We start from the raw sequence: 25,793 nt of genomic DNA, 5'->3' as shown, positions 1-25,793 counted from the left end.
TCCCTGTGGTCGCTCCCTGGCGGTCACCCGCCGGGTTCACTCTGCTCCGCCCGGCCGCGCCCGCCGGGGACCCTGGCCAGTTCCGGTGACGCCGTGTCGAGGGGCACCGACCAGGACCGGACCAGGCCCAGCTGCACGGCCTGGCGCGGCAGGACGGCGTCGAGCAGCCAGTCGGCGGCGACGCGGATCCGGTTCCCCGGCATGGCGGCGAGGTGGTATCCGCGGGTGACCGCGCCCGCGACCGGGCCGGACAGGGGCACACCGAGCGGGTTGGCCGCGGCCTTGACCCCGCCGAGGTCCACGACGAACCCGAGGTCGTTGTGCTTGTACCGCTGCTGCTCCCCGTACCCGAGGGAGGCGGCGACGTTGCGGCCGGCCAGCTTTCCCTGCCGGGCGGCGTGCTGAGCGGTCATCGGGGTGAACTCCCCCGGCCGGGTGAGGTCGGGCACAGCCGCCGCGTCGCCGCAGGCGAAGACCTCCGGGTGGCCGGGCACGTTGAGGGTCGGCTCGACGAGCAGCCGCCCGCGCTCGACGGGCAGACCGACCTCCGAGACGAGCGGATCGGGCCGTACGCCGACACACCAGACGACGGTCCTGGTGTCGACGAACTCCCCGTCGTCCAGCAGGACCCCTTCGTGGGTGGCCTCCTTGACGGACGTCCCGGTCCGTACGTCGACTCCGCGCCCGCGCAGTACCGTGTCGGCCGTCCGGGACAGCCGCCGGTCGAGTTCGGGCAGGACCCTCGGCGCGATGTCCAGCAGCAGCCAGCGCGGCTTGTGCCCGGCGTGCCGCCAGGCACGTTGCTTGCGCACGAGGGCGTCGGTGAACATCTGGCCCTGGGCGGCGACCTCGGTGCCGGTGTATCCGGCGCCGACGACGACGAAGGTGCAGCGCGCGGCGCGCTCGTCCGGGTCGCCGGTGGCGGCGGCCAGTTCGATCTGCCGGGTCACGTGATCGCGCAGGTAGAGGGCTTCGGGCAGGCCGCGGAAGCCGTGGGCGTGCTCGGCGACGCCGGGGACGGGCAGCAGCTTGTTGACGCTGCCGACGGCCAGTACGAGCCGGTCGTACTCCAGCTCTCCCTTGTCGTCCTCGGGCCCGGTGTAGTGCACGCGGCGGGCCGCGAGGTCGACACGGTCCGCCTCGCCGAGGACCAGCCGTACGCGCGGAAGCGTCCCCGGCAGCGAGACCGTCACCCGGCGCGGTTCGAGGATGCCGGCGGCGACCTGTGGCAGGAGCGGGAGGTAGAGGAAGTAGTCGGTGGGGTTGAGCAGGACGATCTCGGCGTTGTCCCTGAGCTGCCGGGAGAGGGTCTTCGCGGCCTGGTGGCCGGCGAATCCCGCTCCGACGACGACGATGCGGGGACGGTTTCGGATCACTGCGTTCACCTCGTGGGGCGGGGCGGGTGCGGTGGACCTTCCCGGTGCCCCCGCCACCCAGGGGCAAACACCAGGCGGCCCGTGTTTCCCGCGGACGCGTGTCCCCTGGCCGTTCGCGTACCCGCCCGGCACCCCACGCGTGTCTCATATCTCAAGATTCGTGTCTCACATAGCGGCGCGACGGCGTACCGTACGGCATACCGCGTCCGTACCGGACGCCGCCCGGAGGAGGAGTACGCCCATGCCGGAGGAGACCGCCGTCTACACCCACGGACACCACGAGTCGGTGCTGCGCTCGCACAGTTGGCGCACGGCCGCGAACTCCGCGGCGTACCTCCTGGGCGATCTGCGGCCGGGACTGGACGTCCTGGACGTGGGCTGCGGCCCCGGCACCATCACGGCGGACCTTGCCGCGCTGGTCGCCCCCGGCCGGGTGACGGCGGTCGACGCGGCCGGGGAGGTGCTCGGGCGGGCCCGCGAAGCGGCGGCCGAACGCGGTCTGGAGAACGTGGAGTTCGCGGTGGCCGACGTCCACGCGCTGGACTTCCCCGACGACTCCTTCGACGTCGTCCACGCGCACCAGGTGCTCCAGCACGTCGGCGATCCGGTGCGGGCGCTGCGCGAGATGCGCCGGGTGTGCCGCCCGGGTGGCGTCGTCGCGGCGCGCGACAGCGACTACGCCGCGATGACGTGGTTCCCGCAGGTGCCGCTGATGGACGACTGGCAGCGGCTGTACGGCCGGGTGGCCCGGGCGAACGGCGGCGAACCGGACGCCAGCCGCAGGCTCCTGTCGTGGACGCGCCGGGCCGGCTTCACCGACGTACGGCCGTCGGCGGGGGTGTGGTGCTTCGCGACACCGCGGGAGCGGGCGTGGTGGAGCGGCCTGTGGGCGGAGCGCACGACGGCGTCCGGGTACGCCGAACTGGCCGTGACCGGCGGCCACGCGACCCGCCAGGACCTGACGGCGATCGCGCGGGCGTGGCGGGAGTGGGGCGAGCGGGAGGACGCGTGGTTCATGGTGCCGCACGGTGAGGTGCTGTGCCGGGCGTGAGCCGGCGTACCCCCGCCGGGTGTGGGCGTGAGCAACTACGCTGGCACGTATGGAGATCCTCGGAACCACGCTGCGCATCTGCGTCGACGACCTGGAGCCCACGGTGGGCTTCTACGAACGCCTCACCGGAAGCCGCGCGCTGCGCTTCGAGCGCGGCGGGGTGTCCGTGGCGGCGGTCGGCTGCTTCCTCCTGATGAGCGGCCCCGAGTCCGAACTCGAAGTCCTGCGCAAGGTGTCGGCGACCATCGCCGTCGACGACGTGGACGAGGCCGGCGCCGCCCTGGCCGGGGCCGGCGCCCGCATCGTCGCGGGCCCCGTCCCCACCCCGGTCGGCCGCAACCTGATCGCCGCGCACCCGGACGGCTCGGTCTTCGAGTACGTCGACCGGCGCCCGGTCGCCTGAGCCCGCCCTACTCCGCCGCGGGCCGCATCCGGTAGTCGTACGCGTCGGGCAGCGGATCGTCGCCGGCCCGCGCCCACACCTCGCCGAGCACCTGCGCGCCCTCCCGCAGGTCCGGCACCTCGAAGCCGGCGTCGAAGAGGGCGCGGGCGCCCGCCCTGTCGCCCTCGGCGACCAGGAGTTGCGCCTCGACGAGCCGGAAGCGCCCGCTCCCCCGCAGGTCGTCGGGCAGCTCCGCCCAGACCGCGCGCGCCGCCCCGGCGCGCCCCGCCCCGAGCAGCGCGGCGATCGCCTCGCGCCCCAGCGCGGCTGTCGCCGCACTCCACGCCTCGCCGTCGCCCCGCTCCCGGCACAGGTCGTCGAACGCCTCGGCGTAGTGGTCGGCGGCGCGTCCCGCGTTGCCCGCGTCGAGGTCGGCGACCGCGAGGCAGCGCAGCAGCGGCCACCGGGAGGACGCCGCCTGCAGCCCGCGCTCCCAGCTGCGCACCGCCTGCGCCACGTCACCCGCGTGCCACTGGGCGACCCCGAGGTGGTACTCGGTGAGGGGGTCGGCCGGCGCCGTCTCCAGCATGTCCCGCCAGTGCTGCGCGACGAGGGAGGGACCGGGCGGGGAGGCCGCCCCGTCGGGTGACGGGAACGTGCCGCTGCGCAGCAACTCCCGCCACGGCTCCTGCTGTTCGCCCAGTGTCTCCTCACCGAAGGGCGTGCCCGGAAGCTTGAAGCCGGCGCGCAGGACCTCCAGCGCGCCCCACCCGGAGCCGGTGGCGAGCGGGTCGCCCGGCTCGTGGTCGGCGTACGGCCGCCACGCCTCGTACGCGGCGTCCACCCGCGCCCGGGGCAGCGCCTCCTCCAGCCGGGCCTCCGCCTCCGCGCGCGCCGCCGTCCAGTCCTCGCCGTGCACCGCCGCGGGGCCGGCGGCCAGCGGGCCGTACGCCTCCAGCCAGCTGAACTCGGCCCCGGCCTCCAGCGGCACGTGCTCCAGCTGCGTACGGGCGAGACCGGCCTGGATCTCGGCGTACCCCGGAGTGCCGGGCTCGGTCAGCCACTGCTGCCAGCGCCGCCCGCCCCGCCCGGAGCCCCACAGGAAGAGCTTGCGCCCGCTGAGCGTGTCGGTGGAGGTCTGGACGAGGCCCCGGCCCTCGGCGTCGAGCGAGGCGATCCACTTGCGGGACTCCTCGGCCACTTCGTAGAAGTAGTCGGCCGGGTACTCGCCGCGCAGCGGGTACGTACGGTCCACCCCGCCGGAGACCGGCACGGGTACGCGCCGCAGGCTGCGTTCGTACCCGAAGTGCCACGCCTCGTCCGCCGGGGCGAGCACCCTGGTCCGTTCGTCCTCGGGGACCGCGATGTTGGACCACCAGTAGGTGGGGACGGTCCGTTCGTGCGGATTGCGTATGCGGACGCCGACGTACAGGAAGTCGGAGTCGGCCGGCAGCCACAGGTCCACCTGGAACGGCAGGTCGCGCAGCCGCTCCCACTCCCAGAGGCGGACCATGTCCCCGCCGTCGGGGGCGGGCACGATCGCGGCGTGCAGCGGGGCGCAGGACAGCGTCGTGTGTCCGGTGGCGCCGATGTTCCACTCCAGGCCGCCGGAGAACCAGGCGCCGTTCAGGGCGAAGTCGGCGGGCTGGAGGACCGGGTTGCGGTAGAGGAGTTCGCGTCCGGTCGGCTTGTGGAACAGCGAGTGCACGCGCCCCCCGAGTCCCGGCAGCACGGTCGCCCGCAGCCGGTCGTTCTCGATGACGATCGTGTCCAGGTCCGCCGGCGCCCGCTCGCGCCCGTATCCGTCCAGGACCCGCACCGGCAGCAGCGTGCGCAGCGGCGCGTGGCCGACCTGGCGGGCCATGTCGCGCGGAAGCGCGGCGCGCGTGCGCTCGTCGACGACGTGCTGCTCGTCGAGCGGCCGGAGTCCGGGCAGCGGATTCTCCGGCCCCAAAGGGGCGGCGGGCAGGGTCAGTACGGCACGTCGCACGGTCGTGGCCAAGGCAGCCTCACTCCCTCACACGGACCGCCGTCCACCGGCGCCCGGACGACCATCCGAACATGCCGGGCGCCTCCCTGACCAGGGGGTCCTACGCTGGACCTCCACGTCGCACACAGAGCAGAGCGCGGAGGGACCTCATGACCACGGAGCACACGTACCGGGTGATCGTGCGCGGGACTTGGGACGGTCTGACGGACGAGTCGAGGGCGCGGCTGGCCGCCGGCGCGGACGACCACGGCCTGGCGCGGATGAAGTTCACCCCGGAGGGGTCGCTGGCGTACGACGCGGCACTGCGGCACTTCACGTACCGCTTCGAGGTGGTGTCCGACGCGGCGGACGGCGAGGAGATGGCGGCCGCGATCGCGGAGGACATGGCGCGGACGGCCCTGGACGATCTGGGGCACGGCTACCGCGACCTGCGGTCCACGGCGACCGACCAGGACACCATGAAGATCAACCGCAAGGGCCGCTGAGCGGCCGGGCCACGGGACTGAACGCCGGGCGGGTTCCCATCAGGGCCGCATCTCCGTGGTGACCGCCCACCGCTCGTGGTCGCGCCAGGCGCCGTCGACGTACACGAAGTCGGGCGAGTAGCCCTCCAGCCGGAAGCCGGCCCTGCGGACGAGCGCGAGGGACGCCTCGTTCGCGGGCTGGATGTTGGCCTCCAGCCGGTGCAGGCCGAGGGGGCCGAACGCCTGCTCCATGACCAGATCGAGGCCCTCGCTCATCAGGCCCCGGCCGGCCGCGTGCGCGAACGCGCCGTAGCCCAGGACGCCGCACAGGAAGCCGCCCCCGACGATGTTGTTGATGTTGATGAAGCCGGCGATGGCGCCGTCGGAGCGCTCGCACACCAGGTAGCCCACCCGGGCCGGGTTGTCGATGAGCGGCGCAGCGTAGGCAGCGTACGCCGCGGGCCGCTCCGGCGGGAAGAGCCACGGGTGGTGCAGGCTCCTGCTCTCGCGCGCCCGCGCGGTGAACTCCTCGGCGTCGGCCTGGCTGAAACGGCGCAGGACCACGCGGGGCCCCTCGGCTCCCTGGACGGCACTCTCGGACATGCGGCCAGGCTACGTCGGCAGCCGGCCGCCGGCGCCACCGCACGCGGCGACCGGCCCCGGGGCGCGCCTCACGGCGGGCCCTCAGCCGAGCGAGCCCCTGACCACGGGGAGCTCCAGTACGCCGGTGTCCCCGGGGGCGCTCGTGACGGTCACCGGCTTGATCCCGCGGTTGCCGTAGTACGCGTCGTCGCTCGCCGCGACGACGAACTCCAGCCGGTGCCCCTGCGCGTACCGGTGCACGATGCCGGGCAGCGACACCGTGAACGGGCGCCGCACGTCGGGCACCCGGACCGGCGCGACCAGCCGGTGCACCAGCGTCTTCGTGCCGTCGGGAGCGACGTCGTACAGCTTGGCGAAGAGGACGAGCCGGTCGGCGGCGTCGCCGGAGTCCTGCACGCGTTCGGTCGCCGGGGAGACGACCCTGAGCGTCGCCCTCGGCGCGCCGACGACCTCCACGGGGGCCTTGAGCGGCCCGGTCGACCAGCCCAGGTAGGTGCCCGGGGTGTCGCTCGGCGCGCGCTCCGGCAGGCCGGTGAGGCCGGCCAGCGAGTTCTCGGAGTGGCTGGTGGCCAGCAGGCGGTTGCGGTACTCGCGGGCGCCGCGCACGACCTTGGAGCGGTTGTCGACGAGCTTGCCGTCGCCGGAGAGGTAGAGCTTCCGGGAGAGGGCGGGCGGCGCGGCGGCCGTGCCGTAGCCGCTGCGCCAGTCGCGGTAGTACGCGAAGGCGGGGCCGGTGTCCGTGCCCTTCCTGCCGTGCAGGTGGCGGTCGAACCAGGCGAGGACGCGCCGGCCGACGTAACTCGTCTCCAGATTGCCCCGCCCGAGGTCGAGCTCGCCGGGCGCCGGGGCGGACATGCCGCCGCTGTGGCCCCAGGACTGCCAGATCATGCGGGTCTCGGTGCCCTGCGCCTTGAGCGCCTTGTACGTCGCCTCGGCCTCGTTGAGGTTGAACAGCGTGTCGGCCTGGCCCTGGACGATCAGGGTGGGCGCCTTGACCCTGTGGAGGTAGGTGGCCGGGGAGACGCCGCGCGCGTACGCCAGCATCCGGGCGGTGCGTTCGGCCGGATAGCTGCCGGTGGCGAGGAGCCGGGTGGTCTCGCAGGCCCGGGCGACGAAGTGGAGGCAGCCGCCGCCACCGATCCGGGACAGGTCGAGACCGGGGTTCAGCAGCCCCTGTGCCTCGCCCATGAGGAAGAAGCCGGACGTCCACTGGTACTTGTACGCGCCGGGGGTGGCCGGGTCGTTCGCGTTGTTCGGGTCGAGCGAGTAGGCGAGGTCGTTCCAGGTGATCAGGGGCACCAGGGCGTCCGGGCGGGGGTCGTTCGCGGCGGTGGCGAGCTGGATCGTGCCGCCGTAGGAGCCGCCGATCATGCCGACGCGCGGATCTCCGGGACCGTCCTTGGCGACGTAGTCGGCGCGGGTGCCGTCGTCGGCGGCGCGGGTGCCGCCGAGGAAGTCGATCAGGCCCGACGCGGCCCTGCCGTCGATCTCGGGGTCGTTGAGCGAGATGGGGCAGCCGGACCCGCCGAAGCCGAGGCCGGAGTAGGCGAGGGCGACGTAGCCACGGGCCGCGAAGGCCTTGGCGACGGCGTCGGTGGAGCCGTCGGCCTTGCTGCCGCCGAAGCCGTTCGTGGTGAGGACCGCGGGCGCGGGGCGGTCCTTGTCGACCCCGGCGGGGCGGTACAGGTCGGCGTCCACGGCGCAGTGCCGGTCGCCCGCCCGGACCGTGAACTTCAGCGGGGTGACGGTGAAGCCCGCCGGTTCCCCGGCGGTCGCGGGGGCGGCGAGGGCGAGGGGCGCCGCGAGGGCGGCGCCGAGGGCGAACACGAGGGGTCCGCGCGGTGCGGAGGCGGGGCGGCGGCCGGGAAGGCGGCGACGGCGACGGGGCATGAGGACCTCCACACTGAGGGCGCCTTACCGACGAGTAAGCAGCGGCGCCGATCATGCTGTGACACGTGTCATACCACTGTCAACCCGTTCCCGGACCCGGATTGACGGTCAGTCAGCCGTGCGAAGGACGACCCCGGGCGGGCGGCGGAGAGCAAGGGCGTTGTCAGACCCCCCTGTTAGGTTCCGCACATGACGACGAAGCGTGTGCCGTTCACCGGCGGCGAGAAGGAAAGTCTCCAGGTCAGCCTGGACCGGCACCGTGACGCCGTGCTGTGGAAGCTCGACGGCCTCGACGACGCGCAGGTGCGCCGCCCCATGACCCCGTCGGGGACCAGCCTGCTCGGACTGGTGAAGCACCTGGCGAGCGTCGAGTACGGATGGTTCTGCACCACGTTCGGGCGCGAGAGCGAGCCGCTGTGGTTCGACCCGTTCAAGGGCGAGGACATCGTGGTGGCCGAGGGCGAGTCCACCGCGGACATCGTGGCGTTCTACGGCCGCGCGCGGGCCGCCGCCGACCGGGCCGTCGCGGAACTGGACCTCGACACCCTGGGCACCTCGTGGTCGGGGAACACGGTGTCGATGCGCTGGGTGCTCATCCACATGCTGGAGGACACCGTGCGGCACGCGGGCCACATGGACATCCTGCGCGAGCTCATCGACGGCGCGACCGGCGACCACCCGCCGGCCTGACCGGCCGCCCGGTCTGCCGGTCTCAGCGCAGCGCGGGCACGTCGAGGGTGAGGGCGCGGGCGTCCGCGTCCAGTACGGCGGGAACGCCCAGCGGCACGGTCAGGGCACCCGCGCAGTGCCCGAAGCCCAGCTCCTCCACGACCGGCACCCCCAGCGGGGCCAGGCGGTCGCGCAGCAGCGTCCGCACCTCCTGCTCGTACGGGCCGCAGTCCTCCCACGAGCCGAGCGCGACGCCCGCCACGCCGTCCAGCCACCCGGAGCGCAGCAGTTGGGTGAGGATGCGGTCCAGGCGGTACGCCTCCTCGCCGATGTCCTCGACGAGGAGCAGACCGCCGCGCGCGCCGGCCCGTGCGTGCGGGGTGCCGAGACCGGCCGCGAGCAGGCTGACGCAGCCGCCGAGCGTCACCCCGCGCGCCCGGCCGGGGACCAGTACGCGCGCGGTCCGCGTGGTCAGCGTCATGGCGGACTCGGGCTCGAAGAGCGTGGCCCGCAGCGACTCCTGGGTGCGGGCGTCCGTGAGGAAGGAGACAGCGGCGGCCATCGGCCCGTGCAGGGTGGCCAGGCCCAGCCGTACGGCGAACGCCTCGTGCAGCGCCGTGATGTCGCTGTACCCGACGAAGACCTTGGGCCCGGCGGCCCGCATCGCCGCCCAGTCGACCAGGTCCACCATGCGCTGGGCGCCGTACCCGCCGCGCGCGCAGATCACCGCGTCCACCGACGGGTCGCACCAGGCCTCCTCCAGGTCCCGGGCCCGCGCCTCGTCCGCACCGGCGAGGTAGCCGAACTCCGGGTGGACGTCCAGCACATGGCGCCCCACGACCGGGTCGAGCCCCCAGCCCCGCAGGATGCCCAGACCCTCCTGCAGCCGTTCCCCGGGGACCGGCCCGCTGGGGGCCACGACGGCGACCCGGGCCCCCGCCCGCAGCCGCGCGGGCCGGGTCAGGGGCGCGACACTCACGTGGCCAGCTCCAGCCGCGGTACGTCGCCGCGCTCGATGCCGAACGTCTGCGCGTACAGGGAGAGTTCCGCCTCCAGCACCCGGGTCAGGGTCTCCGCCCTGCGGAAGCCGTGCCCCTCCCCCTCGAAGGTGAGGTACGCGTGCGGAACGCCGCGCCCCGCCATGCGCTCCAGGAACCGTTCGCACTGCGCGGGCGGACAGATCACGTCGTCGAGCCCCTGGAGCAGCAGGAAGGGCGCGGTGATCCGGTCGGCGTGCCGCACGGGCGACCGGTCGCGGTACCGGTCGGCGCAGGCCGCGAGCGGCCCGACGAGGCTCTCCAGGTACCGCGACTCGAAGTCGTGGGTCTCGCCCGTCCCCCAGGCCGTGAGGTCGAGGATCGGGTACATGACGGTGCCGCACGCGTACACGTCGGTGGCGGCCAGCGAGGCGGCGGCGGTCCAGCCGCCCGCGCTGCCGCCGCGGATCGCGAGCCGGCGCGGATCGGCGGTGCCCTCCTCGGCGAGCGCGACGGCGACGGCGGCGCAGTCCTCGACGTCCACGACGCCCCACTGCTCGCGCAGCCGGTTGCGGTACTCGCGCCCGTACCCGGCCGATCCGCCGTAGTTGACCTCGGCGACTCCGATGCCGCGCGAGGTGAAGTAGGCGATCTCCAGGTCGAGTACGAGCGGGGCGCGCCCGGTCGGCCCCCCGTGCGCCCACACGACGTACGGCGGCAGCTCGTCGGCGGGCGCGACGCGGCCGGGGTTGTGCGGCGGGTAGATGTGGGCGTGCGTCTCACGGCCGTCGGGTCCGGTGAAGACGCGGATCTGCGGCTCGGGGTAGAAGGACGGGTCGACCGGGTCGTCGTGCGCGGAGCCGATGACGCGGGTGCGCCCGGTGCGGGTGTCGAGTTCCATGACCTCGTACGCGCTGCGCGGGCTGGCGGCCACGCCGACGACCCGGCTGCCGTGCACGGCGAGCGTGGGGGCCCACTCGGTCCAGGGGCCCGCCGCGTCGACGACCTCGCAGCTCTCCGGGTCGAGTATCCCCAGAGCGGTGGCCCCGCTGCCGTGGATGACGGCGACCAGGCCGTTGTCCAGCGGGTGGAACCAGCGCAGGCCGATCTTCCAGAGCGGCCCGCCGAACTCCTCGTCCCGGGAGCACAGCGCCACCGTCCCCCCGTGCGGGTCCGCGCGGTACAGGTTCCACCACCCGCTGCGGTCGCTGGAGAACAGCAGCTGTCCGTCGGCGGTCCAGTCGATCTGGGCGACCGCCTCCTCGGGCCCGCCCAGCAGCGACCGCGGCTCCCGGAACACGCCGTCCCCGGCGATGTCCGCGAGGATCACCTCGGTGCCGTCCCAGGGCATCCGGGGGTGGTCCCAGGCGATCCAGGCGGCCCGGCGGCCGTCCGGCGAGACCCGCGGCCCGGTGACGAAGCGGTGCGCGCCGTCGGACAGCTCCCGTACGGCGGTCCGGTCGTCGGCGGCCGATCCGTCCAGCGGTACGGCGACGAGGACGCGCCGTACGTCGGTGGGCGCGTCGCCGGTGAACTCCTCCAGCACGCACCACACCTCGCCCGCCGCGCCCCGCTCCGGCCACAGCTGCGGGTCGACCCAGCGCAGCCCGGCGCCGACCCCCGACAGGGGGGTGAGCGGGCGGGGTCCGGCGCCGGGCACGTCCGGTTCGTACGCGTAGAGCCGCTGGTCGGGGAAGTGGACGAAGACGACGAGCGGCCCGCCCTCCGGGCGCCGCGCACCCGCCCAGGGGCGGCCGCCGTACTCGATGACCCTGCTGCGCACGTTCCAGGGCGCGGGCAGCACCGATTCCTCGCCGCCGTCGGCCCGCCGACGCATCAGCGCGCGCCGTCCGCCCTCGGTGGGGCGCGGCGCCGTCCACCACACCTCGTCGCCGATCACGCCGACGTACTCGGGGTGCCCGTCGTGCGAGGCGGCGAGCCCGGCGCCGATCGGCGACGGCCAGCTTCCGTACGTCCCTGTGGGCACCATGCCGTCCAACTCCCCCTGCTCGTCGCTGCTAGGCGGTCTTCAGGTAATGATCGAGCACGCGGACGCCGAAGTGGAGGGCCTCGACCGGTACACGTTCGTCCACGCCGTGGAACAGCGCCTGGTAGTCGAAGTCGGGCGGCAGCTTCAGCGGCGAGAAGCCGTAGCCCGTGATACCCAGCCGCGAGAACTGCTTGGCGTCCGTACCGCCCGACATGCAGTACGGCACGACGTGCCCGCCCGGTGCGAAGTGCTCCACCGCCGCACGCAGTTTCGCGTACGTCGGCGAGTCGGTCGGCGCCTCCAGGGCGGTCTCCCGGTGGTGGAACTCCCAGTCCACGCCGTCCCCGGTGAGCCGGTCCAGGGTCCGGCGGAACTCGTCCTCGCCGCCGGGCAGGAACCGTCCGTCGACGTAGGCGGTCGCCCGCCCCGGGATGACGTTGACCTTGTAACCGGCGTCCAGCATCGTCGGGTTGGCGCTGCCCCGTACCGTCGCCTCGACCAGCGCGGCGGCGGGCCCCAGCTTGTTGAGCAGCGCGTCCACGTCGAAGTCGGGCGACTCGAAGTCCGGTGCGTCGAGCTTGTGCAGGGCGGCGAGTTCGGTGAGGCTGGCCCGGACGGTCGGCGTGAGCCGCACCGGCCACTCGTACGCGCCGATCCGGGCGATGGCGGCGGCCAGCCTGCTGACCGCGTTGTCCCGGTTGACCTTGGAGCCGTGGCCGGCCGTGCCGACCCCGGTCAGCTTGAGCCAGCCGGTGCCCCGCTCGCCGGCCGCGATCGGGTAGATCTCCATGCCGGGACCGGCGTGGAAGGTGTAGGCCCCGGATTCGCTGATGCCCTCCGTACAGCCTTCGAAGAGCTCGGCGTGTTCGGCGGCGAGGAAGCCCGAGCCGTCGACGGCGCTGGCCTCCTCGTCGGCGGTGAAGGCGAGCACGATGTCGCGGCGCGGCCGGGTGCCGGTGCGGGCCCACGCCCGTACGACGGCGAGGACCATCGCGTCCATGTTCTTCATGTCGATCGCGCCCCGGCCCCAGACCACGCCGTCGCGGACCTCGCCGGAGAAGGGGTGCACGCTCCAGTCGGCGGGCTCGGCGGGTACGACGTCCAGGTGACCGTGGACCAGCAGCGCGTCGGCGGACGGGTCGGTGCCGGCGATCCTGGCGACGACGTTGGTCCGTCCGGGGGTGCGTTCGAGCAGGAGCGGCGCCAGGCCGGCGTCGGCCAGCCGCTCGGCGACGTACTCGGCGGCCGGGCGCTCGCGGCAGTCGCCGCCGCCGCGGTTGGTGGTGTCGATCCTGATGAGATCGGACGTGAATGCCACCACCTCGTCGAGCGCGAGCGCGTCGATCGTGGCCCCGTCGGCCGGTCTCCCGTCGATCGGCTGCTTGTCAGCCATACTGCTCCTCCACCGCGGCCGAGACGATCGTCGTAACGGCCTTGAAAGTACGAATGCCCTCATACATCGTCGCGCTGGTGTACGCGACACGCCGTTCTCCGGTCGCCTCCACCCCCGGTACCACGGTGGCGACACCCGAAAGGTGCTCCGCGTCGAATTCCAGCTCCACGGTGAACGAGCCGCCGCGCACCGGCTCGTGGCGCACGGCCAGAGCCGTCGCCTCCTTGGCGGCGGCCCTGATGTCCGCCGCGGTACGGGCCGGGGTACGGCACACCGCGGCATACCGCGAGACGTAGTCCTTGACCGCGACCTTACGCGCCCCGGGAGCGTACCCCTTCGCGTCCTCGCAGGTCAGGTCGTCGCCGGTGACAAGGACCACGGGCACGCCGTACTCCGCGACGACGTGGGAGTTGAGCAGCCCCTCACTGGCCCGCTCGCCGTTCACCCACACCCCGGTGATGGAGTTGGCCAGGTACGTGTGCGCCAGGACGCCCTCGGTGCCGGCGCCGGTGTGGTAGCCGACGAACGCGATGCCGTCCACGTCCCCGTGCTGCACGCCTTCGACCATGCTGAGGGATTTGTGCCGGCCTGTGAGCATCTGGGCGCGCTCGTCGAGCTGCTCCAGGAACAGATTGCGCATGGTCCAGTGCGCCTCGTTGATGAGCACCTCGTCGGCGCCCCCGTCGAAGAAACCGAGGACGGCCGCGTTGACGTCCGACGTGAACAGGGACCGGCAGCGCTCCCACTGCGGAGTCCCCGGCAGTACGTCGGCCGGCCAGGTGACGCCGGTCGCGCCCTCCATGTCCGCGCTGATCAGGATCTTCATGCGGCATCACGTTACGCGCCGCCGTACGCCCCGGCCAGGTCTGCCGGCGCCACGCGAGGCCCGGCCCCCGCGGCTCCCGCGCGCTCCACCGCTCACTCTCCTCCCGCGTCCGGGGCGGCGCCGCCCGGCAGTGTCTGGGTGATCCGCCACAGGCGGCGCGGCAGGTCGCCCTCCTCGAAGGCGTGGACCTCACGCAGCTCCCACCCCTCGGCCAGCGCGTCGACCAGCGCGCGGTCGAAGAAGTGCACCGCGAACCCGCCGTGCTCGAAGATGTCGTCCCCGTGGGCCGTGCCCGCGCCGTAGTGGGCGTCGCCGGTGTGCCGGACCGTGTAGACGAACGTGCCGCCGGGGCGCAGTACCCGCCGTACCTCGTCCGCCAGTTGACGGATCTCGGGCGTGGACAGCGCCATACACATCAGCATGTGGGCGAAGACCGCGTCCACGGAGCCGTCGGGAAGCGGCAGCGGGCGGCGCACGTCGTGGACCAGGACACTCACCGAGGAGCCGAGCCCCAACTCCGCCGCGTGTGCGACCAGTTGGCCGAGGCCGGCCGGGCTGAAGTCCGTCGCGCGCACGGTGAAGCCGCAGCCGGCGAAGTACAGGGCGTCGCGCCCGTGCCCCGCCCCCAGTTCCAGTACGTCCCCGGCGCCCGCCACGCAGAACACGGCGGCGGCGTGGACGGCGGCGGCCGAGGGAGCCTCGCCGTACATCCCCGGGTGCTCGGCGTACGTCCGCCGCCAGTGCTCGCGCTGCGCGTCGGCCACCTCCGGGCCCTGCTCCGGCATCGTCGCTCCCTGGGGTCCACCGGCGCCCCGCACCGGGGCCGGGCCCAGCGTAGGACCCGGCACCGGCCGCCGCCCCGCTCAGCGCGCCCGTACGGCCCGGGAACCTCCGGCGGCACTCCGAACGGCCCACGCCCGCCACGCCGCCGGGGTTCCGAAGGGTCAGTCCTCGTGGCCGAGTTGAAGATCGCGTTCGGTGCGCCCGCCGCCCGCGACCTGGAGCACGGTGGCGACCGGCGGATATCCGGCCGCGATCACCGTGTACTCCCCCGATGACAGGTCGACGAAGCGGAACGTGCCGTCCGGCCCGGTGGTGAGCGTGTCCACCACGTTCCCCCCGGCGTCGAGCAGCGTCACCCGGGCGTCCTCGACGGTCCGGCCGCCGGTCGCCCGTACGGTGCCGCGCAGCACCGCGCCGCCCGCCAGCTCGATGTCCTGCCGGGTCTCCCGGGCGGCCTGCACGCTCACCGGGAGGGCGGCGGGCCGGAACGCGGGCGCGCTGCCGGCCAGGGTGTACTCCCCCGCGACCAGCTCCGTGATGACGTACCCGCCCTCGCGGCCGCTGCGGGTGGAGGCGACGACCTCTCCCCGTACGTCGGTCAGCGTCACGGCGGCGTCGCGCACCGGCGTGCCGTCCGCGGTGCGTACGGTCCCGGCGAGGCGGCCGGCCCCGCCGAGCACCACGTCGAGTTCGACGGGGCGCTCGCCGACGGTGACGGTGACCGCCTGCGGCTGGTGCCCGCCTGCCGCCGCGATCATCACGTACGAACCGGTTGTGGCCACGCTCAGCGCGTACCGCCCGTCGTCGCCGCTCGCTCCGCGCCCGACCTGCCGCCCCGACACGTCGATGAGGGTGAGGGCGGCGCGCGGCACGACACTGCCGTCGTGGTGCCGGACGGTGCCGCAGACGGGCACCCCCGACAGGTGCGCCGTGCCGGCGCGGGCCGCGGGGATCGCGGAGGGGTCGACTGCGGGGGCGTTGTGGGACACCAGCGGTTTCTCCTTGAGGAAGCAGGCGATGAGCAGGCCGAGTACGAGCACCGGCACGAGGTAGAGGAAGATCCGCGGCATGGCCTCGGCGTACGCCGCGATGTAGGCGTCGCGCGGGGCGGGCGGCAGGGCGTGCACGAGTTGCGGGGTGATGGCGGCGGGATCGGGCAGGCCGGCGCCCCCGGGCAGGCGCTCGGCCAGCGCCTCGTCGAGGCGGTTCGCGAAGAGGGTGCCGAAGACGGCTGCGCCGACGCTGCCGCCGATCTGCCGGAAGTAGTTGCCGGCGCTGGTGGCGACGCCGAGGTCGGCGGGGGGCACGGAGTTCTGGACGGCGAGGACGAGGACCGGCATGACGAGTCCGATACCGACGCCGAGGACGGCCATCCAGATGCTGTAGTGCAGCTGTGAGGTGTCGGCCTCCAGCCGGGACAGCAGCCACATGCCGGCCACCGAGCACGCGCTGCCGACGACCGGGTAGACGCGGTAGCGGCCGGTGCGGCTGATGAGCTGCCCCGAGACGATCGAGGCGACGACCACACCGCCCATCATCGGCAGCATCAGCAGTCCGGACTCGGTCGCGCCGGCGCCGCCGACCATCTGGAGGAACGTCGGCAGACAACTGGCGGCGCCGAAGAGCGCGATGCCGACGACCGCGCCGACGAGGCTGGTGAGGGTGAAGACCGAGTCGCGGAACAGCCGCATCGGCATGAGCGGTTGCGGCACGCAGTGCTCGACGACGACGAACAGCAGAGCCGTTCCGGCCGCCCCGGCGGCGAGGCCGAGGATGACGCGCGAGCCCCAGGGGTACTCCGTACCGCCCCAGCTGGTCAGCAGCACCAGGCAGGTGGTGGCGGCCGCGAGCAGCAGCGCGCCCAGTACGTCGAGCCGCGGCCGTACGTCGGGCTTCGGGAGCTTCAGTACGACGGCGATGACGGCCATGGTGACCAGGCCGAACGGGACGTTGATGTAGAAGCACCAGCGCCAGGACGCGTGGTCGGTGAAGAAGCCGCCGAGCAGTGGTCCGGCCACCGACGCGAGACCGAACGCGGCGCCCACGAGACCCATGAAGCGGCCTCGGTCCCGGGGCGGCACGATGTCGGCGATGATCGCCTGGACGCCGATCACGAGGCCGCCGGCGCCGACGCCCTGGAGGGCGCGGAAGGCGATGAGCTGGTCCATGGTGCGGGACCAGCCGGCCAGCGCGGAACCGATGACGAAGACGGCGATCGCGAACTGGAAGAGGCCCTTGCGGCCGAAGAGGTCGCCGAGTTTGCCGTAGACCGGGAGACCGATCGTGGCGGTGAGCAGGTAGGCGGTGATCGCCCACGACATCCGGTCCAGGCCCTGGAGCTCACCGACGATCTTCGGCAGGGCGGTGGCGACGATCATCTGCTCCAGCGCCGCGAGGAGCAGCGCGAGCATCAGCCCGCAGAACACCAGCCGCACCCGCCCCGGAGTGAGGGGCCGGTCGGCGGTCGCCCGTTCGGCGGCGGGGAGCCGGGCCGGTGGCCGCGGCGGCTCGGCACAGCCGTCCGCCGCGCCCCTCTTCGCCAGAGTGGTCCCGCCCACGTACTGCTCCCCTCGTCGCACCGCGCCGCCCATTTCTCGCATTGCGCGACAACGGGGAGCAAGCGGGGCGATCGGGATGGGAGGCGTACGCGGGCGGCTTCACCGCCGGTGGGAGCGCCTGCGGCGCACCACCGGCGCGCCGGGAAGACCACTCGAACCGGTGACGGGCTACTTCTCCACGTGAGCGGCGAGGTTGGCGAGCAGGGCGTCGTAGATCCGGCCGAGGCCCTTGGGCGCGAAGGTCTTCTCGAAGAAGCCGCCGATGCCGCCCGCGCCGTTCCACACGGTGGTGACGACGGCCCTGGACCTGCCCTCGCCGGCCGGGGTGACGGTCCAGGTGGTGACCATGGACGAGTTGCGGTCCTTCTCGACGAGCTGCCCGTCGGTCGGCTCGGTCACCTCCAGGAGGCAGTCGCGGATGCGCTTGCTGGTGGCCTGGAGCTTCCAGTGGACGAGGGTGCCCTCGCCGTCGCCGCCCTCACGCACCTCGTACGCGGAGAAGTGCTCGGGCAGGAGCTTCTCGCGCGCGCCGCTGTAGTCGGCCAGCGTGTCGAACACCGTCTCCGCATCCGCCGCGATGATCCGCTCCGTGGTGGCCTCGACCTGCGCCATGCCTGTTCCTCCAGCACTTGGGTTTTCAAGGGTGCGGCTTACCCAACCACCTCGCACGCGGCCGCCCAAAATCGGGTTGCGCGACAGAAGGGGCTGCGACAATAAAGGGAACGCGTGTTCTATTCTGTGGTCAGTGCTACCGAGGAGGCGCACATGCGCTGGAACAATCTGGCCGAAAACCCCACCACCGGGGAGGCCGCGCTCTTCGGAACGGACGCGGTGACCACTCGCACCTTCGACACCCCCGAGTTCCGGGGGATCACCTTCCACGAGGTGCGCGCCCGCTCGATCCTGAACCGGGTGCCGGGTGCCTCCCGCATGCCGTTCGAGTGGACGGTCAATCCCTACCGGGGCTGCACGCACGCGTGCGTCTACTGCTTCGCCCGCAAGACCCACACCTATCTGGACCTCGACACCGGCCTGGACTTCGACTCCCAGATCGTCGTCAAGATCAACGCGCCCGAGCTGCTGCGCGGCCAGCTCGCCTCGGCCCGCTGGCAGGGCGCGCACATCGCCATGGGCACGAACGTCGACTGCTACCAGCGGGCCGAGGGCCGCTACCGCCTGATGCCCGGCATCATCGCCGCCCTGCGCGACCGCGCGAACCCCTTCTCGATCCTGACCAAGGGAACGCTGATCCTGCGCGACCTCGACCTGCTGGTGCAGGCCGCCGAGGTCACCGATGTCGGCATCTCCGTCTCCGTCGGCTTCACCGACCAGGAGCTGTGGCGCACGGTCGAGCCCGGCACTCCCTCCCCCGAGCGCCGCCTCGACGTCGTCCGCACACTCACGGACCACGGCATCGGCTGCGGCGTCCTGATGGCCCCGGTCGTCCCCTTCCTCGGGGACTCGCCCGACCAGTTGCGCGCCACGGTCCGGGCGATCGCCGCCTCGGGCGCGACCTCGGTCACCCCGCTCGTCCTGCATCTGCGGCCGGGCGCGCGGGAGTGGTTCATGGCGTGGCTCGCGAAGCACCACCCCCACCTCGTGCGGCGGTACGAGCGGCTGTACGCCGAAGGGGCGTACGCGCCCAAGTGGTACCAGCGGCGGATCACCCGTCAGGTGCACGAGCTCGCCACCGAGTTCGGGATAGGCCCGTCCGGGCCCGGCGCACGCCGGCGCGTTCCGGTGCCCGCCGAACCCGAGCCTCCTGGCCCCACTCAGCTCACTCTGCTCTGACGCCACGACAGACAAAAGTGGTAATAAGCCCATACTTCACATGACTTTCCGGCACGATGCGGCGAGGGCTGTGTCCCTCACAGCCGCGTTCCCCCAGCACGGGAGGCTCAGTGAAGAAACGCGCAGGAGTGCTGTTCGCCGTCGGGGCGACGGTGGCCGGGCTGGTCACGGCCGTACCGCCGGCGGTCTCGGCGGACACGGCGTCCGCAGCCGCCCGCGCCGCGACGCGCACCACGCTCACCTGGACCGCGTGCGGCACCAAGAGCTATCCGAAGCTCCAGTGCGCTTCGGTCCAGGTTCCCCTGAACCACGCCGATCCACAGGGGCGGCAGATCACCCTGGCCCTGTCACGCGTGCGGCACACCGCGCGGAACTTCCAGGGGCCCCTGCTCGTGAACCCGGGCGGCCCCGGCGGCAGCGGCCTGTCGCTGGCGGGCTTCGTCGCCGGTTCGCTGCCGGAGAAGGTGGCGGCGCGGTACGACGTCGTCGGCTTCGACCCGCGCGGTGTGGGCGCGAGCGAACCGGCCCTCAACTGCCGGCCCGGACACTTCTCGGCCGTGCGGCCCGATGCGGTGCCGGGCGGCGCGCGGGAGGAGCGGGACGGCGTCGGGCGGGCGCGGGCGTTCGCCCAGGCGTGCGGCGAGAAGTACGGCGATGTGCTGCCGTACATCGACACCGTGAGCGCCGCCAGGGACCTGGACGTCGTCCGCCGGGCGCTCGGCGCGCAGCGGATCAGCTACTTCGGCTACTCGTACGGCACGTACCTCGGCGCGGTGTACGCCCGGCTCTTCCCACAGCGGGTGCGGCGCCTGGCGCTCGACAGCGTCGTCGACCCGACGGGCGTCTGGTACGACAACAACATCGCGCAGAACCACGCGTTCGACGCCCGCCACAAGGCCTTCGCCGCGTGGGTGGCCCGGCACGACGCGGTCTACGGGCTCGGCGGCGACCCGGCGCGGGTCGAGGCCGCGTGGTACCGGATGCGCGAGGCGCTGCGCCGGAGCCCGGCGGGCGGGAAAGTGGGCCCGGCCGAGCTGGAGGACACGTACCTGCCCGGGGGGTACTTCAACGGCTACTGGCCGCACCTCGCCGAGGCGTTCGCGTCGTACGTGAACGACAAGGACCCGGCCCCGCTGGTGGCGGCGTACAAGAACTTCGGCGCGAACGACGCCTCCGACGACAACAGTTACAGCGTCTACACGGCGGTGCAGTGCCGGGACGCGTCGTGGCCCCGCGACTGGGGCACCTGGCACGAGGACAACTGGGACGTGCACGAGAAGGCGCCCTTCTCCACCTGGAACAACGCCTGGTACAACGCGCCGTGCGCCTTCTGGCCCACCGGACGGCTCGACCCGCCGGACGTCACGAACGACGAACTGCCGCCGGCGCTGCTGCTCCAGGCGACGGAGGACGCCGCCACGCCGTACGGCGGCGGGGCCGCGCTGCACCGGATGCTGTCCGGCTCGGCGCTGGTGGTCGAGAGCGGCGGCGGCAACCACGGCATCACCCTGAGCGGAAACGCTTGCCTGGACCGACACCTGGCGGACTATCTCGCGACCGGCGAGGTGCCGCGCGGCTCCGGTCTCGGCGAAGCGGACGCGGTCTGCGACGCGCTGCCCGATCCGAAGCCGCTGCCGCCGGAGCGGACGGCGGCCCCGTCGCGGGGCAGCGCCCTGCACGGGCTGCTGGGCTACCGGGGCTGAGGCGTCGGGGCGTGCGAGCGCTCGGTCCGCGCGGGGTGGCAGGCGCCCAGCTCGGCCCGCGAGGGCGGCGATCCGCCCGGCCCGCCGGAGGCCGTACGTGCGGCTGCTCCGCCGCCTCACGCCTGGCTAGAGTGCGGCCCATGAGCGCCGGCGAGCTGCGGATACGGGACATGGGCCTCGACGACTGCGAGGCCGTCGCCCGGGTGCGGGTGCGGGGGTGGCACACGACGTACGCCGGGATGATGCCGCAGGCGTACCTCGACGCGATGAGCGTCCAGAAGGACGCCGCCCGGCGCCGCGCGCACCTCGCCGGGCGCGACGGCACGACGAGCGACCTGGTCGCCGAGCGCGCCGGCGAGATCGTCGGCTGGGGCTGCTGCGGCCCGTACCGCGACGAGGCGGGCGAGCGGACCGGGGACGCCGAGCTGTACGCCCTGTACGTGCTGCCCGAACACCACCGCACCGGCGCCGGCCGCGCCCTGACCGCCGGGCTGCTGGCCCGCGCCGCCGCCGGCGGCCACCGGCGCATGCTGCTGTGGGTCCTCACCGAGAACGCCCGCGCCCGCCGCTTCTACGCGAGGGCCGGCTTCGCCCCGGACGGCGTCGAGGCCCCGTTCGACGTGCTCGGCGTCGCCGTCCCCGAGACGCGTTACGCGAGGCGGCTGAGCGCGGCGGACGCGGCGGCGCCCAGTTTCGGGTGACCCTGCGCCGCCTCCAGCACCGGCCGCGCCCGTGCGTCGCGCAGTTGCCCCAGGCCCTCGACGCAGGCCAGTGCCACCCGCCAGTGGGGGTTCGCCGGGGCGAGCAGCCCCCGCAGCGTGGTGATCAGCGCCGGTACGGTCTCGGGCGCCCGGAGGTCGGTGAGCAGCCGCACCGGCGTCAGCGCGTAGGCGGTGCGCAGCGAGTTCGTGGCGAGCGCGGCCGCCGCGCGCGCGGTACGCGGGTCGCCCAGGCGCGCCAGCGCGTACGCGGCGGTGACGCACCGGTCGGGGTCGCGGTGGTTCAGGAGCAGCACGAGGGTCTCGAAGGCCCGCCGGTCGCCGCGGCAACCGAGGCGGAAGGCGGCTATCTCGCGGGCCCACAGGGGGCGCTGCGTCTCGGTGAGCACTCCCGCCAGTTCGTCCGGGTCCTCGGTGGCGAGCAGCCGCTCGTACGCCGCGGAACCACCCGGCCCGGACCGCGCCTCACCCCGTACCCGGTCGGCGAGCGACCGCAGCTCCTCGTCCATGGCGCAAGCCTATGCAGCGCACAGGCGTCCCAGATCACATCCCGCCAGGTCTGGCGCGCTCGTTACTCGCCGGTTACTCTCAAGTGAGCGGGCCACCCCCCGCTGAACAACACCTCATGGCGGCCTGGTGACGCAGCCGCCCGAGTGTTCTGTCGGTTCGGTGTTCTTCCGCGACGTGACTCCGGGACAGAGTCCGTCGGCCCCGCAGCTCGACCCGCCCTGCGCACCGCGCAGTCTCCACAGAGCAGCCCTTCCGCACGCAACCTCCTTTCGCCGTGCGCCCCTTGGCGTACCTCCGGCGCGGTGCGTGTGCCCCTCAGCCGTCACTCATTCTCTGGAGTCCCGTGATGGACACCCCTCTCAGTACCGTCGCCGTCGTCGGTCTCGGCACCATGGGCACCGGCATCGCCGAGGTCCTGGCCCGCGCCGGCCGCGAAGTCATCGGCATCGACATCAGCGAGGAGGCCGCCCGGCTGGCCGTCTCGTCGCTGGAGGCCTCCACCGCCCGTGCGGTGGAGCGCGGGCGGATCACCGACGAGGAGCGCCGTGACGCCCTCGCCCGGTTCCGTACCTTCTCCGACCTCCAGGCGGCCTCGGACGCCGATCTCGTGATCGAGGTCGTGCACGAGTCGTACGAGGCCAAGCAGCAGGTCATCCACGCCCTCGACGCCATCGTGCGCCCCACCACGGTCCTGGCGACGGGCACGAACGCGCTGTCCGTGACCCGCCTCGCCGCCGACTCCGCGCACCCCGAGCGGGTGCTGGGCATGCACTTCTTCAACCCGGCGCCCGCGATGAAGCTGGTCGAGATCGTGTCCTCGGTGCTCACCGCGCCGCAGGCCGTCGACGCCGTCACCGCGCTCGCCCGCGAGCTGGGCAAGGAGCCCGTCGCGGTCGGCGACCGGCCCGGTTTCGTCGCCGACGGCCTGCTCTTCGGCTACCTCAACCAGGCCGCCTCGATGTACGAGGCGAAGTACGCCTCCCGCGAGGACATCGACGCCGCGATGCGGCTGGGCTGCGGCCTGCCGATGGGCCCGCTGGCCCTGCTGGACCTGATCGGCATCGACACCGCCCGCACCGTCCTGGACGCGATGTACGCCGAGTCGCACGATCGGCTGCACGCCCCCGCGCCCATCCTCAAGCAGCTGAGCGAGGCGGGGCTGAGCGGCCGCAAGTCGGGCCGGGGCTTCTACACCTACGAGGCGCCCGGCAGCCAGACGGTGGCGCGCGACGCCCTCACCCCGCTGGAGTCGGCGACGGCCACCCCGGGCCGGCCGGTGCGGTCGGTCGGCGTCGCCGGGTCCGGGACGATGGCGTCCGGCATCGCGGAGGTGTTCGCGAAGGCCGGGTACGACGTGGTGCTCGCGGCCCGGAGCCAGGAGAAGGCGGACAGGGCGAAGGCCCGTATCGCCAAGTCGCTCGCCCGCTCCGTGGACAAGGGGCGGATGACGTCCGAGGCGCGCGAGGAGACGCTGGGCCGGGTCACACCTGCGGGCTCGCTCGACGCGTTCTCCGACGTCGACCTGGCGGTGGAGGCGGTCGCCGAGGACCTGGCGGTCAAGCAGGAGCTCTTCGCGACGCTCGACAAGGTCTGCAAGCCGGGCGCGGTGCTCGCCACGACCACGTCCTCGCTGCCCGTCGTGGCCTGCGCCCGCGCGACCTCGCGCCCGCAGGACGTGATCGGGATGCACTTCTTCAACCCGGCGCCCGCGATGAAGCTGGTCGAGGTCGTCCGTACGGTCCTCACCTCGGACGCGGTCCACTCGACCGTCCGCGAGGTGTGCGTGAAGATCCGCAAGCACCCGGTGGACTGCGGCGACCGCGCCGGGTTCATCGTGAACGCGCTGCTCTTCCCGTACCTGAACAACGCGGTCAAGATGGTCGAGCAGCACTACGCGACGCTGGACGACATCGACGCCGCGATGAAGCTGGGCGGCGGCTACCCGATGGGGCCCTTCGAGCTCCTCGACGTGGTCGGCCTGGACGTCTCCCTCGCCATCCAGAAGGTTCTGCACGGCGAGTTCCGCGACCCGGGCCTGGCCCCCGCGCCGCTGCTCGAACACCTGGTGGCGGCGGGCTGCCTCGGCCGTAAGACGGGGCGCGGCTTCCGGGAGTATGCCGGGCGCTGAGCAGGAGGGTGTGACCGGATGGGGCGGGCTGCTGGAGCCGGACGGCAGCCCGCACCCACAGGCGCGCTCTCCTGCGCGGATGCAGTACGTTCGGGGCATGTCCCAGCCCGCTGACTCCCCCCGACGACCGTCCCGTACGAGCTCCCCCTCCGAGACCCCCGAGACCGCCGCGGGCAGCCGGGCCGCCGCCCAGCGGCTCAAGATGCGCCGCGAGCTCTCGGCCGCGGCGATGGAGCTGTTCGCGACGAAGGGGTACGAGGCGACGACGGTCGACGAGATCGCCGCCGCGGGCGGGGTCGCCCGGCGGACCTTCTTCCGGCACTTCCGTTCCAAGGAAGAGGCGATCTTCCCGGACCACGACGACACGCTCGTACGCGCGGAGGCGGTCCTGAACGCCGCGCCCCCGCACGAGCACCCGCTGGACACGGTCTGCCGGGGCATCAAGGAAGTCATGCGGATGTACGCGGCGTCCCCGGCGGTCTCCGTGGCCCGCTACAAGCTCACCCGCGAGGTCCCGACGCTCCGCGAGGCCGAGATCGCCTCGGTGGCCCGCTACGAGCGGCTGTTCACGCGCTACCTGCTGGGCCACTTCGACGAGCACGACCACCACGACGACAACGACGACCCGCTGCTCGCGGAGGTGGCGGCGTCGGCCGTCGTCACGGCGCACAACCACGTCCTGCGGCGCTGGCTGCGGGCGGGCGGTCAGGGTGACGTGGAGGCGCAGCTGGACCACGCCTTCTCGATCGTCCGCGACACCTTCGGCACGGGGATAGGGGCGGGCCGCTCAACCGCCCAGGACCGCCGGAAGCCGGACGAGCAGTCCTCGGCGCCGGCTTCCGCCTCGGTGAACGGTGACGTACTGGTGGCCGTGGCGCGTACGGACGCCCCGCTGGACGAGGTCATGCGCACCATCGAACGGGCGCTCAAGCAGACCTGACGGCCGCGTTCGCGCCGGCCCCGCAGACGCCGTCCGCCCCCGGATTTCCGGGAGGCGGGCGGCGTCTTCGCGTGCTCTGATGAATCCAAATCGATCGATCATCGCTCACATGTGACGGCGAGGTGACAAGTGAGAGAAATTGTTGGCACTCAGTGTCTTGTCACGTGGCACGGGGTGTCATACCTTGTCGTTGTCCGGGCGGCCGGCGTGCAGAGACCTCTCGTACGCCGGCTGTCCCCGCAAACCACGGTTTGCGCGCCCGGACGCCTGCGTCACAGGCAACCTCCCGCGCTACCCGCGCTGCCGAACACCCGCACCACCGCCGAACCGACGGCACACCTCCACAGCAGCACCCCGACGTTCCCCTCAAAGCGTTGTAGTCAGACAACGCATCCCCAAGCTCTCGACTGCGCTCGAGCAGGGGAGACCCCATTCGCCGGAGGCACCCCGTGAAGGAAATCCTGGACGCGATCCAGTCGCAGGACAGCACGGCCGCAGACATCGCGGCCCTGTCCATCCCCGAGTCGTACCGCGCGGTGACCGTGCACAAGGACGAGGCCGAGATGTTCGCCGGCGTCGCCAGCCGGGACAAGGACCCCCGCAAGTCGCTGCACGTCGAGGACGTGCCGGTGCCCGAGCTCGGGCCGGGCGAGGCCCTGGTCGCGGTCATGGCCAGCTCGGTCAACTACAACTCCGTCTGGACCTCGATCTTCGAGCCGGTCTCGACGTTCGGCTTCCTGGAGCGGTACGGCAAGCTCAGCGACCTCAGCAAGCGCCACGACCTCCCGTACCACGTCATCGGCTCCGACCTCGCGGGCGTCGTCCTGCGCACCGGCCCCGGCGTGAACGCCTGGAAGCCCGGTGACGAGGTCGTCGCGCACTGCCTGTCCGTCGAGCTGGAGTCGTCCGACGGCCACAACGACACGATGCTCGACCCCGAGCAGCGCATCTGGGGCTTCGAGACGAACTTCGGCGGTCTGGCGGAGATCGCACTGGTGAAGTCCAACCAGCTGATGCCCAAGCCCGACCACCTCAGCTGGGAGGAGGCGG

General features: G+C 73.2%; 22 protein-coding genes. 10 read left to right on the top strand and 12 right to left on the bottom strand.

Annotated elements, in window-relative coordinates:
- Positions 1-23: 23 nt before the first annotated feature.
- Entirely contained in the window at positions 24-1,376 is a 1,353-nt protein-coding gene (locus IE185_RS17075; protein WP_229843557.1) for an NAD(P)/FAD-dependent oxidoreductase, read from the bottom strand.
- Between the two features lie 241 nt (positions 1,377-1,617).
- Between IE185_RS17075 and IE185_RS17070 the strand changes: the two genes are divergently transcribed.
- A complete protein-coding gene (locus IE185_RS17070; RefSeq protein ID WP_138894833.1) occupies positions 1,618-2,427 on the top strand; it encodes a class I SAM-dependent methyltransferase in 810 nt (269 codons plus the stop codon).
- A gap of 49 nt (positions 2,428-2,476) precedes the next feature.
- Complete coding sequence (locus IE185_RS17065) at positions 2,477-2,830, top strand: VOC family protein (RefSeq protein WP_138894834.1); 354 nt, start codon at positions 2,477-2,479, stop codon at positions 2,828-2,830.
- Between the two features lie 7 nt (positions 2,831-2,837).
- Here the strand turns inward: IE185_RS17065 and IE185_RS17060 are convergent, their stop codons facing one another.
- The gene (locus IE185_RS17060) at positions 2,838-4,811 is read right to left on the bottom strand and encodes a DUF5107 domain-containing protein (RefSeq protein WP_189715440.1); all 1,974 of its coding nucleotides are present in this window, start codon (positions 4,809-4,811) and stop codon (positions 2,838-2,840) included.
- Positions 4,812-4,948: 137 nt separating this feature from the next.
- On the opposite strand from IE185_RS17060, the gene IE185_RS17055 reads away from it, so the two are divergent.
- The gene (locus IE185_RS17055; RefSeq protein ID WP_138894887.1) at positions 4,949-5,284 is read left to right on the top strand and encodes a DUF6204 family protein; all 336 of its coding nucleotides are present in this window, start codon (positions 4,949-4,951) and stop codon (positions 5,282-5,284) included.
- Between the two features lie 39 nt (positions 5,285-5,323).
- Here the strand turns inward: IE185_RS17055 and IE185_RS17050 are convergent, their stop codons facing one another.
- Positions 5,324-5,866 carry a GNAT family N-acetyltransferase gene (locus IE185_RS17050; RefSeq protein ID WP_138894886.1) on the bottom strand — a complete coding sequence of 181 codons (543 nt, stop codon included), beginning with the start codon at positions 5,864-5,866 and terminating at the stop codon, positions 5,324-5,326.
- An 81-nt stretch (positions 5,867-5,947) separates the two neighbouring features.
- The gene (locus tag IE185_RS17045; RefSeq protein WP_138894885.1) at positions 5,948-7,756 is read right to left on the bottom strand and encodes a CocE/NonD family hydrolase; all 1,809 of its coding nucleotides are present in this window, start codon (positions 7,754-7,756) and stop codon (positions 5,948-5,950) included.
- A 189-nt stretch (positions 7,757-7,945) separates the two neighbouring features.
- Here IE185_RS17045 and IE185_RS17040 point away from each other — a divergent pair, with 189 nt between their 5' ends.
- A complete protein-coding gene (locus IE185_RS17040; RefSeq protein ID WP_138894884.1) occupies positions 7,946-8,446 on the top strand; it encodes a DinB family protein in 501 nt (166 codons plus the stop codon).
- Between the two features lie 22 nt (positions 8,447-8,468).
- Here IE185_RS17040 and IE185_RS17035 read toward each other — a convergent pair whose 3' ends face one another.
- The 7 genes from IE185_RS17035 to IE185_RS17005 form a co-directional block, all read right to left on the bottom strand.
- Complete coding sequence (locus IE185_RS17035) at positions 8,469-9,404, bottom strand: S66 peptidase family protein (protein ID WP_138894883.1); 936 nt, start codon at positions 9,402-9,404, stop codon at positions 8,469-8,471.
- Positions 9,401-11,392, bottom strand: coding sequence for a dipeptidyl-peptidase 5 (locus IE185_RS17030; protein ID WP_138894882.1), 1,992 nt, complete (start codon positions 11,390-11,392; stop codon positions 9,401-9,403). Before IE185_RS17030 ends, IE185_RS17035 begins: the two co-directional genes overlap by 4 nt.
- A gap of 28 nt (positions 11,393-11,420) precedes the next feature.
- Entirely contained in the window at positions 11,421-12,785 is a 1,365-nt protein-coding gene (locus IE185_RS17025) for a M20/M25/M40 family metallo-hydrolase (RefSeq protein ID WP_138894881.1), read from the bottom strand.
- On the bottom strand, positions 12,778-13,611 hold the full coding sequence (locus IE185_RS17020; RefSeq protein WP_138894880.1) for a M55 family metallopeptidase: 834 nt from the start codon (positions 13,609-13,611) through the stop codon (positions 12,778-12,780). Before IE185_RS17020 ends, IE185_RS17025 begins: the two co-directional genes overlap by 8 nt.
- Before the next feature lie 92 nt (positions 13,612-13,703).
- Positions 13,704-14,396: a class I SAM-dependent methyltransferase gene (locus IE185_RS17015; RefSeq protein WP_138894879.1), complete on the bottom strand. Its 693-nt coding sequence runs from the start codon at positions 14,394-14,396 to the stop codon at positions 13,704-13,706.
- 159 nt (positions 14,397-14,555) lie between these two features.
- On the bottom strand, positions 14,556-16,985 hold the full coding sequence (locus IE185_RS17010) for an MFS transporter (protein ID WP_138894878.1): 2,430 nt from the start codon (positions 16,983-16,985) through the stop codon (positions 14,556-14,558).
- A gap of 135 nt (positions 16,986-17,120) precedes the next feature.
- Complete coding sequence (locus IE185_RS17005; protein ID WP_138894877.1) at positions 17,121-17,564, bottom strand: SRPBCC family protein; 444 nt, start codon at positions 17,562-17,564, stop codon at positions 17,121-17,123.
- 153 nt (positions 17,565-17,717) lie between these two features.
- Here IE185_RS17005 and IE185_RS17000 point away from each other — a divergent pair, with 153 nt between their 5' ends.
- From IE185_RS17000 to IE185_RS16990, 3 genes are all read left to right on the top strand, one after another.
- Entirely contained in the window at positions 17,718-18,743 is a 1,026-nt protein-coding gene (locus tag IE185_RS17000) for an Rv2578c family radical SAM protein (RefSeq protein ID WP_138894876.1), read from the top strand.
- 110 nt (positions 18,744-18,853) lie between these two features.
- Complete coding sequence (locus IE185_RS16995) at positions 18,854-20,446, top strand: alpha/beta hydrolase (protein ID WP_189715438.1); 1,593 nt, start codon at positions 18,854-18,856, stop codon at positions 20,444-20,446.
- Between the two features lie 140 nt (positions 20,447-20,586).
- Positions 20,587-21,147 carry a GNAT family N-acetyltransferase gene (locus tag IE185_RS16990; protein WP_138894874.1) on the top strand — a complete coding sequence of 187 codons (561 nt, stop codon included), beginning with the start codon at positions 20,587-20,589 and terminating at the stop codon, positions 21,145-21,147.
- Here the strand turns inward: IE185_RS16990 and IE185_RS16985 are convergent.
- A complete protein-coding gene (locus IE185_RS16985; RefSeq protein ID WP_138894873.1) occupies positions 21,096-21,674 on the bottom strand; it encodes a HEAT repeat domain-containing protein in 579 nt (192 codons plus the stop codon). The genes IE185_RS16990 and IE185_RS16985 overlap by 52 nt on opposite strands.
- Before the next feature lie 347 nt (positions 21,675-22,021).
- Here IE185_RS16985 and IE185_RS16980 point away from each other — a divergent pair, with 347 nt between their 5' ends.
- The 3 genes from IE185_RS16980 to IE185_RS16970 form a co-directional block, all read left to right on the top strand.
- On the top strand, positions 22,022-23,803 hold the full coding sequence (locus IE185_RS16980; RefSeq protein ID WP_138894872.1) for a 3-hydroxyacyl-CoA dehydrogenase family protein: 1,782 nt from the start codon (positions 22,022-22,024) through the stop codon (positions 23,801-23,803).
- Positions 23,804-23,882: 79 nt separating this feature from the next.
- On the top strand, positions 23,883-24,743 hold the full coding sequence (locus tag IE185_RS16975; protein WP_189715506.1) for a TetR family transcriptional regulator: 861 nt from the start codon (positions 23,883-23,885) through the stop codon (positions 24,741-24,743).
- A 449-nt stretch (positions 24,744-25,192) separates the two neighbouring features.
- Positions 25,193-25,793: alcohol dehydrogenase catalytic domain-containing protein (locus IE185_RS16970; RefSeq protein WP_189715436.1), on the top strand; the 601-nt coding region annotated here is incomplete at its 3' end.

This window comes from Streptomyces chryseus (assembly GCF_014650755.1).
Classification (GTDB): domain Bacteria; phylum Actinomycetota; class Actinomycetes; order Streptomycetales; family Streptomycetaceae; genus Streptomyces; species Streptomyces chryseus.
The sequence above is the reverse complement of the archived record's forward strand: the minus strand, read 5'-3'. Positions and strand labels throughout refer to the sequence as shown.